The sequence below is a fragment of the Caballeronia temeraria genome (genome assembly GCF_001544795.2).
Taxonomy (GTDB): domain Bacteria; phylum Pseudomonadota; class Gammaproteobacteria; order Burkholderiales; family Burkholderiaceae; genus Caballeronia; species Caballeronia temeraria.
The window spans coordinates 53,996-71,094 of record NZ_FCOI02000003.1 but is presented as its reverse complement, the minus strand read 5'-3'; the positions used below and the strand labels follow the sequence as shown (position 1 = coordinate 71,094).

Here is a 17,099-nt window from a genome sequence, read left to right as displayed (position 1 = left end):
TCGCGAACGCTTACGAAAGCACCTGATTTGCCGTGGCGGGCGCGGGCAAATCGAATCGCCGGCCACGCCTGACATACAGCACAATGCTCACGGCGAGCGTCGCCAGTTCCGTCATGGCGACCGTCATCCAGATGCCGCGCGGTCCGAACCACTCGGAGAGCAGCCAGAGCATCGATAACAATAGCAACCAGCTTCTCAACAGGGCGACGATCATCGAGGCAAGCGGCGCCTCGATCGCGGTCAGATACCCGCTGATCGCGACATTGATCGCGGCGGGCAGGAACGCGAGCGCGCACCACGGCAATGCATCGCGAAGCAGTGCTTGTGCTGCCGGACTGTCGGGCACGAAGAGCGCGCCGAGCGGTTGCGCGAGCGTGAGAATGGCGAAGGCTGCGGCGAGCGCGAAGCCGGCTGTGACCATGATGCCGATAGAAAAGCCGCGCGAGACGGCGTGCGCATTGCCCGCGCCGCGCTGAAAACTCACGATCGGCTGCATGCTTTGCACGAGCGCGACCATCGTGACCGACGCGATCATCGTCATGTATTCGACGACAGCGAACGCAACGAGACCCGTATCGCCGAGCCAGCGCAATATCGCGTGATTGAATGCGAACAGCGTGACGCTCGGTGCGATCTCACCAAGAAACTCGGACGCGCCGTTATACGCCATGCGCCACGCGTGGTCGAGCCGCGCAAAGGCATGCGCGACAGGCCGAACGTGCCGCGCCCTGACAAAGTGATAGGCGAGCATCGGCATGCAGGCGAGCGCCTGACTAATGCCGGATGCGAGCGCTGCGCCGCGCATGCCCCATTGCAAATGGCCGACCATCCACCATGTCAAGGCGACATCGACAATGCCGCCCGCGATCAGGCAGACGAGCCCGAACTTCGCCGCGCCTTCGATCCGCAAAAACAGTTCGAGTGCATAGCACGCGGTCGGGAATAGAACGAATGGCGCATAGGCATGCAGGAAGTCTTTCGCGAGGCGCGCAAGTTCACCGCGCGCGCCTGTCCATTGGACGAAAGTATCGGCATAAAAATGAATCGCCAGTGCGAATGTCACGCCACATAACACGAGCAGCCAGAGGGCTTGTGTAAAGGCTTCCGCGGCATCGCGTTCGCGCCGCTCACCGAGCAATCGGGAGACGAGCGTCGAGCCGCCCACACCGATCATCACGCTGAATGCGTACGGCAGATAAAGCAAAGGGACGAGCAGATTCAATGCGGCGAGCGCATCCGGGCCGACATGCTGTCCGATGAAAATGCCGCTGATGACCGAGTGCATGCAGTACACCCATGCGGCGAGCACGGTGGGCACTGCGTAATTCGAGAATTGACGAACGAGAGAAGCGTTGTTATGCGAAACCATGACTGACAATCCGACGTTACTCGCTAGGCACGCCAATATGCATTCGCGACGCATTGAACGTGCGAGTCGATGTTATGGCATGGCGCATGAGCGCAATATGAGCGCGCCAGAGACACCTGGGGCGGGCGCATATGAATGAAACGAGACTGCGTAGCGCGCGGTCTGGCGGCGCGAGAGAACGCCAGCGGGCTACGAGAGGAAATGCGTGACGGGGCTAACGGCGCATGTTGCGCGAATGCCGCCTCAGGCTTTCACGATGCGGTGGTTGGAGTGGCAAGCGCCGATGAAGGTTCCTTAACGCGTTCTTAAGCGAATCATGATTCACGCACTCCGGACGCTATCCGCCCGAGGCCTCCAGCGGTCTTTCCGTTTTCGGGCGCAGTCCATAAGCAGTCAGCATGCGATACAAGGTGACGCGCGAAATGCCCAATTCATCCGCGGCCTCGCCGAGCCTTCCGCGATGGCGCAACAGCGCGACTTCGATCGCTTGCCGCTCGGCCGCTTCGCGTGCTTGCGCCAGCGTCGTCGGTGCGGCTTCCGCATATTCGCCGAGTTCGAGATCGCTTGCGAGAATCTGACGTCCTTCCGACATGACGATTGCGCGACGCACGCGATTGATCAACTCGCGCACATTGCCGGGCCAGCCGTAGTTATGCAGCGCTGCAATGGCGCATGGCGCGAAGCCGCGCAGCCTCCGGCTTGCGTCCTTTCTGAAGCGATCGAGCATGTGATTCGCAAGCACTTCGATATCCTTGCCACGCACGCGCAGGGGCGGCTCGTCGATCTGCAACACGCACAGGCGATGGTATAAGTCCGCGCGGAAACGTCCTTCGAGCATTGCCGTTTGCATATCGACGTGCGTCGCCGAGATGATGCGCACATCGACATCGGTCGAGCCTTGTCCGCCGAGGCGTTCGATCTTTCGTTCCTGCAGAAAGCGCAGCAGGCTAGCCTGGCTTTCGAGCGGCAGATCACCGATTTCATCGAGAAAGAGCGTGCCGCCGTCGGCGGCTTCCACTCGGCCTATCTTGCGTTGATTCGCGCCGGTGAACGCGCCGCGCTCATAACCGAAGAGCTCGGATTGCAGCAAATGCGCCGGAATCGCCCCGCAGTTGATCGCGACAAATGGCTGCTCGCGCCGCACTGAGCGCTCATGAATTGCGACGGCCGTGAGTTCCTTGCCCGTGCCCGATTCGCCGGAGATGAAAACGGGCGCATCGGTCATTGCGACTTTGCGAATCGAGCGATACAGCGCCTGCATTGCGTCGCAAGAGCCGACCATGTTGCCTTCCTTGCATTCTTCCTTGCGCGGATCGCTTGCGGCGTCGTGCAGCGATACCATGCCGTATGCATGTCCGACTGCATCGACGATGCGGTCAGCGGTGGAAGGCACCGTCACGTAGTCGAAACAGAAATCGCGAATCAGGCGGCAGATATCCGGGCTATCGACATGCTCGGCATCGACAGTCGCCACCCAGCCGATCTGATAACTTGCGAGCATTCCGGTGAGTGTGGCCGCTTCTTTGGCAAAGCCGCGGGATGTGAGATCGACGATACCCGCCGCAGCACGTTTGCCGTGTTTGGCGGATTTGGGCGGCTTCGCGGGATCGATGCGCTCGATGGTCCAGCCACGAGCGCACAAGCGCTCGGACAGATCGTCCGATACCGCGCGACCGACGAAATAGAGCGTTCTGGCTTCCCCGTACATGGCTTTTTCCCGGCTTTTTTAGATATGTCAGTGAGTATGCGCCCGGATGCCGCAAACTAAAAAGCCTCGCAAACGATAAGCCGTTTTTGAATGTTTACATTGATCGGCGGAATCGATTAAAAACGTCATAGCATTTTTTGCGAGACGCCCGTGCTAAATTCCATCGAACGCGCGTGCGTTAATCGGCTAACCCTTGTGCGGCCTGAAAAAGCGGCCCGGCAAGGGCAAGGAACAAATTACTTATTCGCTTATGAATATGTTCAGCGCTGCAACTATCAGCACAATCGAAATTTCCGAGCGCTGAAATATCAGATAATTAATACCTTCATTTAAATTCGGACTTGCCGCGCACTCGTTGCGGGCGTACAGTTCACCCAGTGCTTATCGTCTGATGATTACCTGTTCGAACATGGATACTGCAGAGAACTCCGCTTCAACGTATCAGCCGCGTTTGCTTCTCGTCGACGACGATCCGGCGATGATTCGCGTCATCGGGGGCATGCTCGCGGAATTCCCCAACCAGCGCTTCGCCACGACCGGCGAGGCCGCGCTTGCGCTGGCGCGCGAGTCGACGCCTGATCTCATTCTTCTCGACGCCAATCTGCCGAACATGACGGGCTTCGACGTCTGCGAGGTCCTCAAGAGAGATACAAAGCTCGCACGCGTGCCGGTGATCTTCGTCACGAGTCACGATGCCCCCGCTCTCGAAGTCGACGCATTCAACATAGGCGCAGCCGATTACGTGATCAAACCGCTCGTCGCGCCGCGCCTGCAAGCACGCGTGCGGGCACAGCTTCGTTTGCGGCAACGCGTGATGGAGGCGCTGGCGCGTCGACACGAAGAGGGCAAGGCGGCGGCGTCGAAACCCACGGGCGTGCGCGTATTTGGCATCCTTGGAAACGACACGATCGAGGCGCATCGTCATGCGCTTGACGCTATCGGCGCACTCGACCTCGTGAAAGATTGCGATGCGGCGTTGCGTCTCGCGCAAAGCAAAGAGCCCGATGCGATCGTGCTGGATACGCGTTGCTGCGATGACCCTTGCACAGCCGTGCGCGCGTTGTTGTCGGAACTCGCTCACGTGCCAATCATCGTGCTGGGCGATGCGCGCGATGTCGAAACCGAGCAATGCACGCTCGATGCAGGCGCGGCCGATGTCATCGCAAAGCCGGCCAGACCCGCCGTGCTGCAGGCGCGCGTGCAAGGCGCGCTGACTTCGGCACGCAAGGCGCGGGAAGAATTGCGCGCGCTGCTGGAATCGTCGGGCGGCACGAACATCCATCCTTTTCCGCTATACGTTCGCGACGGACGAGGCCGCTAGCTCGTAACGTCTCGTCGCTCTCAAACCTGCTCGAGCATATCGCGCGCGATTTCCGAAGCGCGCGCGAAATCGAGTGCGCGCACACGCGCGAGAAACTGCTCGAAGTCTTCGCGATGCACATTCGGCGCATGCGCCGACAGATTCTCTGAGAGCCCGATCGCTTGCAGATTGGATGCATCGAGCAATTCGACGATAGCAGCGAGACGCGCACGCCACTCATCGTCTTCGAGCGATGATGCGTTCGTTGCATGTTCCGCGGGCGATTGCGGCAGCCCGAATGCATCGACGAGTTGCGCTACGCTCAATGCAAGCAATCGCTGCATGCGCGGCAGTTCTGCGCGCGCGGAATCCAGAAGTTGTGCATCGGTCTCAAGCGTGCTTGCGAGTGTTGCGAGCGATGCAGCGCCGATCGTGCCCGCGCTGCCCTTTATCGTATGCAGTATCGATGCGGCGTCTTGCGTGTCATGCGCTGCGAGCACCGAGGCAAGCAGCGCCAGTTGTTGCGCGGTCTGTGCACCGAAGCCGTCGATCGACTTGCGGATCAGCTCGACGTTACCGCCGAAGCGCGCGACGATCGAATCGCGCGGCTCGATGATCGACTCATGTTCATCCGCAACCGCGTGCTGTGCATCCGACGTTATCGGCGTGTGTCCTGCATGTGTGCGCAGCACGGCAACAAGCCGTTCGACATCGATCGGCTTGCCCACGTGTTCATTCATGCCAGCCTGAATACACGCGTCGCGATCCGCGCCGGATGCATTGGCCGTCATCGCGATGATCGGCAACGCGGCGAAACGGCCGTCCGCGCGAATGAGGCGCGTCGCCTCGAGTCCGTCGAGATCGGGCATTTGCACGTCCATGAGCACGGCATCGAAGTGCATGTTCGCGGCCACGACGCGATCGACGCCTTCACGGCCGCTCTGCGCGAGCGTCACGGAAGCGCCTTCCGCGAGCAGCAGGCCCTCGGCGACCTGTCGATTGAGCGCATTGTCCTCGACCACGAGTAACGAGAGCCCTGCAAGGCGGCGCATGGTGTTCGTCGCGGGCGGCGCATCGGGCGGCATCGTTTCGATACCACGAGGCAACGCTGCACGGATCGCGGCGGCGAGTTGCTTTGGTATCACGGGCTTGGTGAGAAAACCAGCGAAGGGCGCGGCGCCGCCTTCCTGCGACTCTCTCAGCACTTCGCGGCCGAACGCGGTGACGAGCAGCACGAGAGGCGGCGTAGCGCGGCCCGTCATCGTGCTGATTCGTTTTGCGGTATTTAGGCCATCGAGTCCCGGCATGCGCCAGTCGAGCAGGGCGATGTCGTAGGGCGCATCGTTCAGCGCAGCGTCGAGGATGCGTTGGACCGCCTCCGTGCCGCTCGTCACGACGTCCGCGTGCCAGCCGAGCGAGCGCACCGTGCGCGACATGATCTCGCCCGCGATCGCATTGTCGTCGGCGATGAGAATGCGCGCGCCGCGTTCGAGGATTGCGCTATCGTCACGCACGAGCAGGCCCGTCGTTTGCACGCCGAGCGTGATATCGAACCAGAAGCGGCTGCCTTCGCCCACGCGGCTTTCGACTTCGAGCTGACCGCCCATCATCGCGACGAGACGCTTGCTGATGACGAGCCCGAGTCCCGAGCCGCCGTAACGGCGCGAGGTCGATGCTTCCGCCTGCGTGAAGCCTTCGAAGATGCGTTCGAGTTGTTCCTCGCTGATACCGATGCCGCTGTCGCTCACCGCGATACGCACGCGCACGGCATCGCCGGTGGCATCGTCATGCGCGTCATCGCGCCGATGCACGCTCACGACGATCTGCCCCGCCGACGTGAACTTGAGCGCGTTACCCGCGAGATTGATGAGCACCTGCTGAAGCCGGAAGCTGTCGCCGACGAGCATCGCCGGCAGGGTCGGATCGAGATCGAACAGCACTTCCACGTCCTTCGTGCCCTGATTGCCCGAAAGCACGATGCCGAGTTCTTCCATCAGCTTTTCCGGCTCGAACGGATGGCTGTCGAGTTGCAGTTTGCCCGCCTCGATCTTCGAATAGTCGAGAATATCGTTGAGCAGATTCAGCAGCGACTTCGCCGCGGTTTCGGCCTTGGTCACGTAGTCCTGCTGACGCGCGTTGAGCGCCGTGAGCTGCACGAGATGCAGCATGCCGAGCACGGCGTTCATCGGCGTGCGGATTTCGTGGCTCATGTTAGCGAGAAACGACGATTTCGCCGCGCTCGCTGCATCCGCTTGTTCCTTCGCGTTGCGCAGGTGGAACTCCAGCTCGTATTGATCGGTGACGTCGTAGTTTACGCCGGTCATCACAACGGGCGTGCCGTTCGCGTTGCGCTGGATGCGCAGGCCGCTCTGAATGCGTCGCGTGGTGCCGTCGGGCAGCACGATGCGAAACGGCGCTAGCGAGTCGATGCGTCCCGCAACCGCCGCGTGCAGATTCGCCATGATCGTGTCGTGATCCTCGGGATGCAGGCGCAGACGCCAATGCTCGAAATGCAGGCCGTTGTCGAGCATTGCGGGCGGATATTGATAGAGCTCGAACATACGCGCGTTCCAGTGCAGCTTGCCCGTCGCAATATCCCACGACCAGATTCCCAGTTCGGCGATGTCCGCGGCGAGCAGCAACTGGTCGCGCGCGTGCGCCAGCTCGCTGCGCTCCTTCCGCTGCCGGGAAATATCCGTAATTACAGATACAAAATGCAGAGCGCCATCGAGACGCATCGCGCCCGTGGAGACATGCGCGGGAAACGATGTGCCGTCCTTGCGCTGCCCGGCGAGTTCACAATCGGCGGTCGCGACGCCGTGATCGCCTTTGAATTGCATGATGTATTCGTTATACGCATCCAGATGCGGCGGTGGCACCAGCATGCGGATGTTCTGGCCGATGACCTCGCTCGCCTTGTAGCCGAATACCTTCTCCCCCGCCAGGTTGAACGAGCGGATCGCGCCGCGTTCATCGACGGTGATGATCGGGCTGATCGCGGTGTCGAGCACGGTCTGAGTCGTCTGGAGGCTGCGCGCGAGCGCCTGCTCGATACGCGTGCGCGCGGTCACCTGACGCACGAGCCGCGCGCCGAACATCGCGATGACGAGCGCAAGCACGGTCGTCACCGAGGCATGCCAGAGCGTGTCGCGCCACCACGGCGCGAGGATCTCGTCTTCCGCGAGCGCCGCCGCGACGAAGAGCGGATAGTCCTGCAATTCCCGCAGGCTGTTCAGACGCGTGATGTGATCCTGCGACGAGCGCGTCGTGAACACGCCCGAGCGCCCCTGTTCGATATGCGATCGGTAAAGCGCGGTGTCGTTCACATTTTTGCCGACGAAGCGCTCCTCGAACGGACGGCGCACGACCATCACGCCGGAATTCAGGACGAGCACCGCCGCGCCCGACTGACCGAGGTCGAGGCTGTCGTAGAAACGCGAGAAGAAGTCGATGTCGATGGTGGCGAGCGCGACGCCCGCGAAGCTGCCATCCGGCGCATCGATGCGGCGCGATACCGGCACGATCCACTTGCCCGTCGAGCGGCTCCTGACCGGCGGCCCGATATGCGAAGTCTGATCGGTATGCGTGCGGTGATATTCGAAGTACTCGCGATCCGAGTTATTGAAGCGCGATTCCAGCTTCGCTTGCGAGTTGACGATCCAGGCGCCGTTCTTGTCGTAGATGAAAAGCCCGTTCAACTGGGGCAATTGCTCGACGCGCGACACGAGCGAGCGGTGCAGACGCGCGAGCGCCTCCGGCGACGTGCCGTCTTCCTCGACGCGCTCCACCATGCCGATGAGCGTGGTATCGGCTTCCTTGAAGGTGTCGTTCGCATGCTGCGCCATCGCGCGCGCGAGGTTGGACGTCGCCGTCGTCATCTCGTCGAGCTGCACGCGGCGCGCCGCGACGCTGCGCCAGAGATCGGTGCCGACCAGAAGCACGCAGACGACGACGATGAACAACGTCATCCTGAAAGTGAGCGAATGGCGACTGTGCACGCCGTTTGTCTCCGAATGAGCGATGGCAGGACGCAAAGGTCGAACGCTGCCGTATCTTATCGCGCCGTCCGCAGGAGGCCGATCGACGGGCAAGCGCGGCTATCAGACCCGTTTACGGCGCGGCGACGCCCAAGCTTGACCCCGCGCGACGGGAATATTTTCGCGGTTTTCGCCGTATCTCACGCAAGGAGCCGTTTCCGGCAAGCTCCGGCGACCTGTTCGACGTCCGCCGACTGACGGAACGGGAAGCGTTGGCCCGCGCCCGACATTCGTGTCGTCCGGCGCGCCGCTGGATTCGCTTCAGGCCTTGCAGCACGAGGTTTCGCGAAACTGGCACGGTGCCTGCATTGCATGCCGGCACCCGCCGACTTAGCGACCCTCGGATTCACCGGTTTTACACGATCGCTCTGCCGGCATTTCATGACAGGACCCGTCGGCGAAAGTGGAGCAAATTATGTTGGGATACCTAATCAATATCGGAAGAGACATCATGGTGCCGCATCTGATCCGCTGGACCGGGATGTTGCTGGATCAAGCCGAGCATAGCCGCCGCGATGCCTATCTCGCATCGTGCGTGGATATCGGCGAACTGGAGCGCCGCATGCGCGCGTGCGATGCCGACGCCTGACCTTTCACCAAGCGAGAACGAACGATGACAGCTTCAAACGACGAACGTACCGCCGCGCCGGTCATCGCGCTGCATTGCTCGGGCGCGGGCGCGAATCAATGGCGTCAGCTCGGCGAAATGCTCGACGGGCTCAATTCACCCGATACGGACAATCCGCGCTATACGCTGATCGCGCCCGAGCATTATGGTTGCGACAGCGTCGGCCCGTGGAGCGGCGAGCGGGCATTCACGCTCGCGGACGAAGCGGCACGCACGGTCGAGATCATCGATCGCCAGCGCGGCAAGGTGCATCTCGTCGGGCATTCGTATGGCGGCGGCGTCGCTTTGCGCGCGGCGCTCGAGCGGCCGTACGGCGTCGCGAGCATCACGCTTTACGAGCCATCGGCGTTTCATCTGCTGAAGGGCATGGGCGCGCGCGGCGCAACGGAGTTCGCCGAGATTCTCACGATCGCGGCGCGCACCGCCGAGGGCGTCGTCGCGGGCGATCTGCGCGGCGCGGCCCGTTCGTTCGTCGACTATTGGGGCGGGCACGGCGCGTGGTCCGCGTTACGGCCGTCCGTGCAGGCGATGCTCACACGCTGGGTGCCGAAAGCGCCACTCGATTTTCGCGCGCTGATCCACGAGCCCACGCCGGCGAGCGCGTATGCGAAGCTGCGCATTCCCACGCTCGTGATGCGCGGCGAGCACGCACCCGCGCCGACGCGCCTGATCGCGGAAACCTTGCCCGATCTGATGCCGGCGGCGAAGCTGATCGTCGTGCCCGATGCGGGACACATGGGTCCGCTCACGCATGCAAGCGCGGTGAATGCGGCGATCGCGGATCACATCGCCAGTGCGACGTGCGCGCCGCTCGCCTGATTTAGCCGAGGAGACCGTCTCGCGATGAAGTGTTTTCGCCCTGCCGCTGGATGAGCCGCGCGCGAAACCAGAACGTCCACGCGAGCAAGCCGCCGTAGATCACGTAGCTCACGACCGGCGACACGACAAGATAGCGCTCGACGGGCCACGTCCACGCGAACCAGAAGCGCAGTACGGTTTCGAGCGAAAGTCCGACGCCCCACACGAGCGTCATGAGCCGCAACGACAGGCGCAGCGAAGCGCTTTCGCTCCAGTACGCCTCGAAGCGCTCGGCGCCGTTTTCCTGCTCGCGCGTGACGGTGGCGCGGGCGAGATAGAAGATGAGTGGGCGCTCGAAAAAAAGCGAGATCAGAAAGACGATGCCCGTCGCGCCCGCCGCGAGCGATTCGCGCACGAGCAGAATGCGCGGGCTGCCGCCCATCGCGAGCATCACGATGGACAGCGCGATGCCGAACAGCACCAGCGCGGAGAGCGCATCGACGCGGCGCGAGCGCGCGAATTCGACGATGCTCCACACGAGCGGCGGCGCGGCCGATGCGTAGAGCGCGCCGACATCGCCCCAATACGGCAGCGCCAGCCGATACGCAAGCCACGGAAGCAGCAGATTGGCGACGAGTTCGAGCACGAGACCGGGCTTGATCTTTTTCATGGACTCAGGAATGTGCGCATTGGACGCTGGGCCGTGAGCCAAGTATAAAAGATCGGACGTGCGCGAATGTGCGCGTGCACGCGCGCGCGTTCGTCGTTGTCGAAAGAGGGAGAGTCAGGCCGCGGCGCGATGCAGCGCGCGGCCCGAATGGGGTGAAAGTGCAGCTACTTTCGCGGGGGCGTGCCCGCGGCGCCCGGCGTTCCGGGCACGGCGCCGTTGGCGGTGTTGCCGGCATTGGGGTTGTAGTTCGAGTTCGCGTTGTAGTTCGGCGTGGTGGTCGCGGCATTGGGCGTGTTGGGCGTCGCCGGTTTCAGGGGCTTCGGCTGCAATGTCTGATTGATGACGCCCATCTGTCCCATCTTCTTTGCGGCCTGGCTATCCGCGTGGGCTGTCGTGGCAACGCACAGACCAGCAGCGCCGGCGATCAACGCAATGTGCAGGACGCGCCCCGGCGCGCGATTGCGGTCTTTCTTCATGACGGCCTCCTTGGTTCGGCCGGCCGCGCAAATGCCCGGCCAGCGCCAACATTGTGTGCAAGGAAGATACCCGATAGGAAGATGGTTTTGCCTAAGTGCATTCGAACGCGATCTGCGACGCTGTAACGCGCCGTCGATTGATATTCGTCTAAGAAAAGGGTTCGTCCGCTCGGTAATATGTACTTCGAACGACTCATTTTCAACGACCGGAGGATCAAGCATGTTTCCCGAGTATCGCGATCTCATCTCGCGTCTGAAGACCGAGGACAGCCACTTCTCCCGGCTCTTCGAGCGTCACAACGAACTCGACCACCAGATCCACAACATGGAGACGGGTGTGACGCCCGCGGATACCTTCGCCATCGAATCGCTGAAGAAAGAAAAGCTGCTGCTGAAGGACAAGCTTTACGCGGTTCTGAGAAAGGCGCACGAAGCCGCTTGAAGACGAGGCGGCGTGAGAGACAGAGACATCGGAGCAACAACCTTGAGGAAGGAATGAAGTTGATATCGCCAGGTAACACTGCTGAATCGAGCGATGGCGACGTCGCAGCACGAACGAAACCGCTTTCCATCGAACAGGAAGAAACGGGCCGCGCGGTCGAAGCGGCGCACGGCCTGCTGACGAATAGCCTGGATGACATCCTGAAGCGATTCGACTCGCAAGACGGCGCACAGGCGGAATCGCTCGTGGATACCGTCAGAACCCTGATCGGCGGTATGTCGCCGGATGAAGTGTCGGCCCTGCGCACCCATCTCTTCGATGGCGACGCCATGCTGCGAACCGGCAACGCCGCTGTCCATCCCGACGACGAACTGTCGGCGTCGTGGCGCGATGGCGGCTATCCGTACCGGAATCTGATGTCGCGGCGCGCGTACGAGAAGCAGAAGTATCGGCTTCAGGTGGAGTTGTTGAAGTTGCAGGCGTGGGTGCGCGACACCGGCCAGCGCGTCATGATTCTCTTCGAAGGGCGAGACGCGGCGGGCAAGGGCGGCACCATCAAACGCTTCATGGAGCATCTGAATCCACGCGGCGCGCGCGTGGTCGCGCTGGAAAAACCGTCGGAGCGCGAGCGCGGTCAATGGTATTTCCAGCGCTACGTCGAACACTTGCCTACGGCGGGCGAAATCGTGCTCTTCGACCGCTCCTGGTACAACCGCGCGGGCGTCGAGCGCGTGATGGGCTTCTGCACGCAGCGCGAATACGACGACTTCATGCAGCAGGTGCCCGCGTTCGAGCGGCATCTTTCGCAAAGCGGCACGCACGTCATCAAGCTCTGGTTTTCGGTGAGCCGGGCGGAACAGCGCCGCCGCTTCAAGGAGCGTGAGATTCATCCGCTCAAGCAATGGAAGCTGAGTCCGGTCGATCTCGCGTCGCTCGACAAGTGGGACGCTTACACCGACGCCAAGGAAGCCATGTTCGCGCATACCGACAGCGCCGATACGCCGTGGACTGTCGTGCGCTCCGATTGCAAGAAGCGCGCGCGGCTCAATGCGTTGCGCTATGTGCTGCACAAGCTGCCGTATGCGAATCGCGATCTGAAGGCTATCGGCGCGGTCGATCCGTTCATCGTCGGGCGGCCGTTCTAGCTCGCGGCGGCGCCGTCCATCAACGTATCCGCGAGCAGGCGCGCGTGCGGCGTGAGCGCGCGAAAGTCGCGGGTGCACAGATGCAGGCGGCGCGCGGCCCACGGCTCGGAGAGCGGCACGACAGCGAGCGCGGGCCGCTCCAGCATGCGCGCCGATGCCTCGGACAAAATCGCGAGCCCGATGCCCGCCTCGACGAGCATGCCGACATTGTCGACACTGCGCATGCGGATGCGATAGCTGATCTGCTTGCCGAGCCGCGATGCGCGCTCGGCCAGATGCAATTCGAGCGCGGCATCCGACAGCCCGACGAACGCCTCGCCGACAATCTCCGCAAACGCCACCGCACTCGCTCCCGCAATCCGGTGCGCGCGGTTGGCGACGACCACCAGTTGATCCTGCGCGAGCACATGCGTCTCCAGCCGTCCGAGATCGGCGGTATCCGAAACGACGCCGAGATCCGCGCGGCTTTCCGCGAGCGCCTGCACGATGTCGACGCTCGGACGTTCGTCGAGATCGATCGACAGATCCGGGTACGCAGCAAGAAAACGCGAAAGGCGCGGCGGCAGGAAGGCGGCCAGCGCCGCCGTGTTCGACATCATCCGGATGCGGCCTTTCAGACCGGTCGCGAACGAGCGGAGTTCGCCGCGCATCTGCTCGACCTGGCCGAGAATCGCGCGCGCGTGGCGCACGAAGGCATCGCCGGCGGCGGTGGCTTGCACGCCGCGCCGGTTGCGCTCCAGCAGCGGCGCGCCGAGAGCCGCCTCCATTCCCGCGATGCGCTCGCTCGCCGATGCCAGCGCGAGGTGCATGGCCTGCGCGCCCGCCGTGATGCTGCCGCGCTCGATCACGGTCAGGAAAAGCCGCATGTCGGTCAGATCGAAACGCATCGCGCATCCTTCGGATCAACCGAAGCCTCGCATTGGAAATGCCAGATTGTAAGCGGCGGGCAGCGTCGTTAGCATCTGTCGCATGGAACCCTTTCTTCTCGTCACAGGCGCCGGTTTTCTTGCGGGTGCGATGAACGCGCTGGCCGGCGGCGGCTCGTTCGTCAGCCTCCCCGCGATGATCGCAGCGGGCTTGCCACCGGTTCAGGCGAACGCATCGAGCACGGTTGCGCTCTTTCCGGGCGGCGTGGTGAGCGCGTGGGCGTATCGCGAAGGACTCGGCCCGGTCGGCTCGGTATCGATCCGCAGAATGCTCGTGACGACGCTCGTCGGCGGTTTCGTCGGCGCGGCGCTGCTGCTGTCCACGTCGTCCAGGACATTTTCCTTCGTGTTGCCGTGGCTGCTTCTGTGCGCGAGCGTCACGCTTGCGTTCGGCCGCAAGCTCGGCGAGACGCTGCGGCGGCGCTGGCATATCGGCGCGGCGTCGGTTCTGTCGCTCCAGTTCGCGCTCGGCGTGTATGGCGGCTACTTCGGCGGCGCGGTCGGGATCATGATGATGGCGGTTTGGGGACTGCTCGATTCGCGCGACCTGAAGAGCCTGAATGCGCCGCGCACGTTGCTTGTGAGCGCAGCGAATTCGGTGGCCGTGCTGACTTTCGCGGCAGCGCAGGCGGTGCGCTGGCCCGAGACGATCGCGATGCTCCTCGCGGCGATCGCGGGCGGTTACAGCGGCGCGCAAATCGGCCGGCGCGCGCCGCCGCACTGGATCCGCGCGGGTACGCTGGTCGTCAGTGCCGCCATCACGATTGCCTTTTTCGTGAAGACTTACGGGCCGATGCTTTCGCACCGCTGACCGGTGCGCCGACGTAAAGGGAGACCATCATGATTCCCGCCTTGCTCGAGACCATCGGCGCGCTTTCGCTGCTCGCGAGTATCGCGGCGAAGATCGTGCTGCTGCACGGGTTACGCGATGAAGATGTGCAGAAGCGTTCGTCGGTCAGGCACGTTCGAACCGCATCGTTCCGGCTGAATGAGCGGGGCGAAGCGCATCGCGCCCGCCCGGCGCTCAGTGCGCGTTGCGCTCGATTGGCGGCAGGCCGAGCGGTTCTTTCGCGGATTCGTAGGCCCGGATGAAGCGCGGATCGTCGTCCAACTCGCGCGCCATCCACTTCGATAATTCCTTGCCACAGGACGGATCGGCGATGTCGCGAAAGCACGGCGAATTCGCAGGCATCATGCTCGCGGCCCAGTAGAAACCGAAAAGCGCCTGCTTCTCAGCGGGCTCCATGACGATCGCCTGCGGTTCCGTGCCCGAGAGCCAGCGGTCGAGCCGGGCGGACAGGGACGCTTCCGTTTCCTGGCTATCGTAGGAAAAGACATAACCGCCGCCCGCCTGCGCCGTGTGGAAGTCGTTCATCACGACTTGCGAGACGAAGCGCGCGGCTTTCTGATTGGTCGCGAACGATTGCGCGTGCACATCGCAAGTCAGAATCCAGAGCGAGACGAGCAATGCTTTTGTTTTGTGCCGCACGAGCGGGCGGCGTTTTTTCCGCTTGCTTGCCGGGTTCACATGAATCAGAGGAAATAATTTCGCGTTGTCGCGAATGACCGCGAGACTGAAAAAATACAGTATTTATTCTACTGATTTATTTAATCGGCCGAAGACGCCGTCACTGCTGAAAATCCGACCATCCGGTAGATGATATATGACGGGCGTTTGGTGCGCGCCAATGCAAAACGGCCCATACGGGCCGTTTTGTGCCTGAGGCGACAGCGCTGAATTTACAGCGGCTGGATCGTCGAAGCTTGCTTGCCCTTCGGGCCTTGCTTGACTTCGAAGCTCACCTTCTGGTTCTCCTGGAGCGACTTGAAACCCTTGGATTGGATTTCGGAGAAATGTGCAAACAGGTCTTCACCGCCGTCGTCCGGCGTGATGAAACCAAAACCCTTTGCATCGTTGAACCACTTCACAGTACCTGTTGCCATTTTTCCAGAATCCCTATTGAGACGAATTTCGTTGAAGATGCGCTTCGAATTTCGAGCGGCATAGAGTTTTACCATGCCAGAACGCAGAGTTCAAATAAGCGTTTTTGCTAAGAGACATGACATACGGACGTCATACTTCGCGCCGCCCGCGGCAGTCTAGCCGAAAATTTTTTTGTTCGGACATTATTCGCCCGTCCGTTCGATTATTCTCGGCTTTCGAGTCAGGCAAACGATAAAGGCACGTTCATATGGCGCATACGCTTTCCAGTGGCGCAGAGCGCGTCGTCCCCGTTTCCCGCCGGCTCGACGCGCCCGAGATTGCCGAAGCGCGGCGCCAGCTCGCAGCCTGCTTTCAACTAGCGTCGCTGCATGGCTTCGAAGAGGGCGTGTGCAATCATTTTTCGGCCATGGTTCCGGGTAACGACGATCTGTTCTTCGTCAACCCCTACGGCTATGCATTCGGCGAGATCACGGCGTCGCGCCTCCTGATCTGCGATTTCGACGGCAACGTGATCGACGGTGAGGGCGAGCCCGAAGCGACCGCATTCTACATTCACGCGCGCGTGCACAAGCTCAAGCCGCGCGTGAAGGCGGCGTTTCACACGCATATGCCGAACGCGACGGCGCTGTGCCTCGTCGAAGGGCCGCCGCTCTTGTGGCTCGGGCAGACGTCGCTGAAGTTCTACGGGCGCACGGCCGTCGACGAGGACTACAACGGCCTCGCGCTGGACTATGCCGAAGGCGACCGCATCGCCCGCACGATGGGCGACGCCGATATCCTCTTTCTCAAGAATCACGGCGTGATGGTCGCGGGCGCGACCATCGCCGAGGCATGGGACGATCTCTACTATCTGGAGCGCGCGGCCGAAGTGCAGCTGCGCGCGATGAGCGCGAACCGGCCGCTCAAGCCGGTGCCGCACGACATCGCGCAGCGCACTTATGAGCAGATGCGCGCCGGCGACGCCCAAAGCGCGCGGGCGCATCTCGCGAGCGGCATGCGGCAGTTGCGCTCGCGCGGCATCGATTTCGAAGCCTGACTATTTCTTCGCGCCGAAACGCCTGAACCACCCGCGCTTGCCCATATCGGTCTGCTGAAGGAACACGGCGATCACGATGATCAATCCCTTCAGCACGAGCTGCGTGTTGCTGTCGATATCGTTGACCAGCAGGATGTTGCTCAGAAAGCCGAAGATCAGCACGCCCGCGACCGTGCCCGACACCCGTCCTACGCCGCCCGAAAGACTCGTGCCGCCGATCACGACGGCGGCGATCGCATCGAGCTCCCAGCCCATGCCGGCATCGGCCTTGCCTTGCCGGTACCGCGCCGCGTCAAGCACGCCGACGAGCGCCGACAGCAGCCCCGAAATCGCATACGCGGCCATCTGGCCTGATCGTAGAGCGCGGAGAAATCGCCATCGACGGTGTCTTCCGCCGTGAAATCGTCGTTCGCGCGCGCGGCGAAGGCATGATCGTTGTCGCGCACGAAGCCGTAGCGTGTCTTGCGCCAGAAGTCGGTGTTCGCATCGGTGGTGACGATGACCGTGCCATTCTCGAGGCGCCATTGCGCGGGTTCGTTGATCCATCGGCATTGTTCGAACATGGCGTCTCCGTCGCGTGGATAAGCCGTGCAAGTATGTCACGCGCACGCTCTCGAAC

Annotated in this window: 16 protein-coding genes and 1 pseudogene; 7 read left to right on the top strand and 10 right to left on the bottom strand. The window is 62.3% G+C overall.

What is annotated here, in order from left to right:
* Positions 1-10: 10 nt before the first annotated feature.
* Positions 11-1,369 carry an MATE family efflux transporter gene (locus AWB76_RS05255; RefSeq protein WP_061159080.1) on the bottom strand — a complete coding sequence of 453 codons (1,359 nt, stop codon included), beginning with the start codon at positions 1,367-1,369 and terminating at the stop codon, positions 11-13.
* Between the two features lie 337 nt (positions 1,370-1,706).
* A complete protein-coding gene (locus AWB76_RS05250; RefSeq protein ID WP_061159079.1) occupies positions 1,707-3,077 on the bottom strand; it encodes a sigma-54 dependent transcriptional regulator in 1,371 nt (456 codons plus the stop codon).
* Between the two features lie 409 nt (positions 3,078-3,486).
* Between AWB76_RS05250 and AWB76_RS05245 the strand changes: the two genes are divergently transcribed.
* Positions 3,487-4,398, top strand: a complete 912-nt coding sequence (locus AWB76_RS05245) for a response regulator (RefSeq protein ID WP_061159078.1) — start codon at positions 3,487-3,489, stop codon at positions 4,396-4,398.
* Between the two features lie 20 nt (positions 4,399-4,418).
* On the opposite strand, the gene AWB76_RS05240 is transcribed toward AWB76_RS05245, so the two are convergent.
* Complete coding sequence (locus AWB76_RS05240; protein ID WP_244173230.1) at positions 4,419-8,375, bottom strand: response regulator; 3,957 nt, start codon at positions 8,373-8,375, stop codon at positions 4,419-4,421.
* Positions 8,376-8,829: 454 nt separating this feature from the next.
* Between AWB76_RS05240 and AWB76_RS38905 the strand changes: the two genes are divergently transcribed.
* Positions 8,830-9,003, top strand: a complete 174-nt coding sequence (locus tag AWB76_RS38905) for a DUF3563 family protein (RefSeq protein ID WP_244173229.1) — start codon at positions 8,830-8,832, stop codon at positions 9,001-9,003.
* Between the two features lie 24 nt (positions 9,004-9,027).
* The gene (locus tag AWB76_RS05235) at positions 9,028-9,861 is read left to right on the top strand and encodes an alpha/beta fold hydrolase (RefSeq protein ID WP_061159076.1); all 834 of its coding nucleotides are present in this window, start codon (positions 9,028-9,030) and stop codon (positions 9,859-9,861) included.
* A gap of 1 nt (position 9,862) precedes the next feature.
* On the opposite strand, the gene AWB76_RS05230 is transcribed toward AWB76_RS05235, so the two are convergent.
* A complete protein-coding gene (locus tag AWB76_RS05230) occupies positions 9,863-10,510 on the bottom strand; it encodes a VC0807 family protein (protein WP_061159075.1) in 648 nt (215 codons plus the stop codon).
* A gap of 164 nt (positions 10,511-10,674) precedes the next feature.
* On the bottom strand, positions 10,675-10,986 hold the full coding sequence (locus AWB76_RS05225) for a hypothetical protein (RefSeq protein WP_061159074.1): 312 nt from the start codon (positions 10,984-10,986) through the stop codon (positions 10,675-10,677).
* 220 nt (positions 10,987-11,206) lie between these two features.
* On the opposite strand from AWB76_RS05225, the gene AWB76_RS05220 reads away from it, so the two are divergent.
* Positions 11,207-11,428, top strand: coding sequence for an HP1242/YdcH family protein (locus AWB76_RS05220; protein WP_061159073.1), 222 nt, complete (start codon positions 11,207-11,209; stop codon positions 11,426-11,428).
* 53 nt (positions 11,429-11,481) lie between these two features.
* Positions 11,482-12,573, top strand: coding sequence for a polyphosphate kinase 2 (ppk2, locus tag AWB76_RS05215; RefSeq protein ID WP_061159072.1), 1,092 nt, complete (start codon positions 11,482-11,484; stop codon positions 12,571-12,573).
* On the opposite strand, the gene AWB76_RS05210 is transcribed toward ppk2, so the two are convergent.
* Positions 12,570-13,460, bottom strand: coding sequence for a LysR family transcriptional regulator (locus tag AWB76_RS05210; RefSeq protein ID WP_061159071.1), 891 nt, complete (start codon positions 13,458-13,460; stop codon positions 12,570-12,572). The genes ppk2 and AWB76_RS05210 overlap by 4 nt on opposite strands.
* A gap of 82 nt (positions 13,461-13,542) precedes the next feature.
* Between AWB76_RS05210 and AWB76_RS05205 the strand changes: the two genes are divergently transcribed.
* The gene (locus AWB76_RS05205) at positions 13,543-14,310 is read left to right on the top strand and encodes a sulfite exporter TauE/SafE family protein (protein ID WP_061159070.1); all 768 of its coding nucleotides are present in this window, start codon (positions 13,543-13,545) and stop codon (positions 14,308-14,310) included.
* 213 nt (positions 14,311-14,523) lie between these two features.
* On the opposite strand, the gene AWB76_RS05200 is transcribed toward AWB76_RS05205, so the two are convergent.
* Together AWB76_RS05200 and AWB76_RS05195 are read right to left on the bottom strand one after the other, a co-directional pair.
* Complete coding sequence (locus AWB76_RS05200; RefSeq protein WP_244173228.1) at positions 14,524-14,988, bottom strand: hypothetical protein; 465 nt, start codon at positions 14,986-14,988, stop codon at positions 14,524-14,526.
* A 251-nt stretch (positions 14,989-15,239) separates the two neighbouring features.
* Complete coding sequence (locus AWB76_RS05195; protein ID WP_008347993.1) at positions 15,240-15,443, bottom strand: cold-shock protein; 204 nt, start codon at positions 15,441-15,443, stop codon at positions 15,240-15,242.
* Positions 15,444-15,691: 248 nt separating this feature from the next.
* On the opposite strand from AWB76_RS05195, the gene AWB76_RS05190 reads away from it, so the two are divergent.
* Entirely contained in the window at positions 15,692-16,480 is a 789-nt protein-coding gene (locus AWB76_RS05190; protein ID WP_061159069.1) for an aldolase, read from the top strand.
* Here AWB76_RS05190 and AWB76_RS05185 read toward each other — a convergent pair whose 3' ends face one another.
* Positions 16,481-16,825 carry an ABC transporter permease gene (locus tag AWB76_RS05185; protein WP_244173227.1) on the bottom strand — a complete coding sequence of 115 codons (345 nt, stop codon included), beginning with the start codon at positions 16,823-16,825 and terminating at the stop codon, positions 16,481-16,483. It abuts the gene before it with no gap.
* A 62-nt stretch (positions 16,826-16,887) separates the two neighbouring features.
* Positions 16,888-17,043 (bottom strand): annotated as a pseudogene (locus tag AWB76_RS05180) (DUF1349 domain-containing protein); the annotation flags it as partial.
* Between the last annotated feature and the right edge of the window lie 56 nt (positions 17,044-17,099).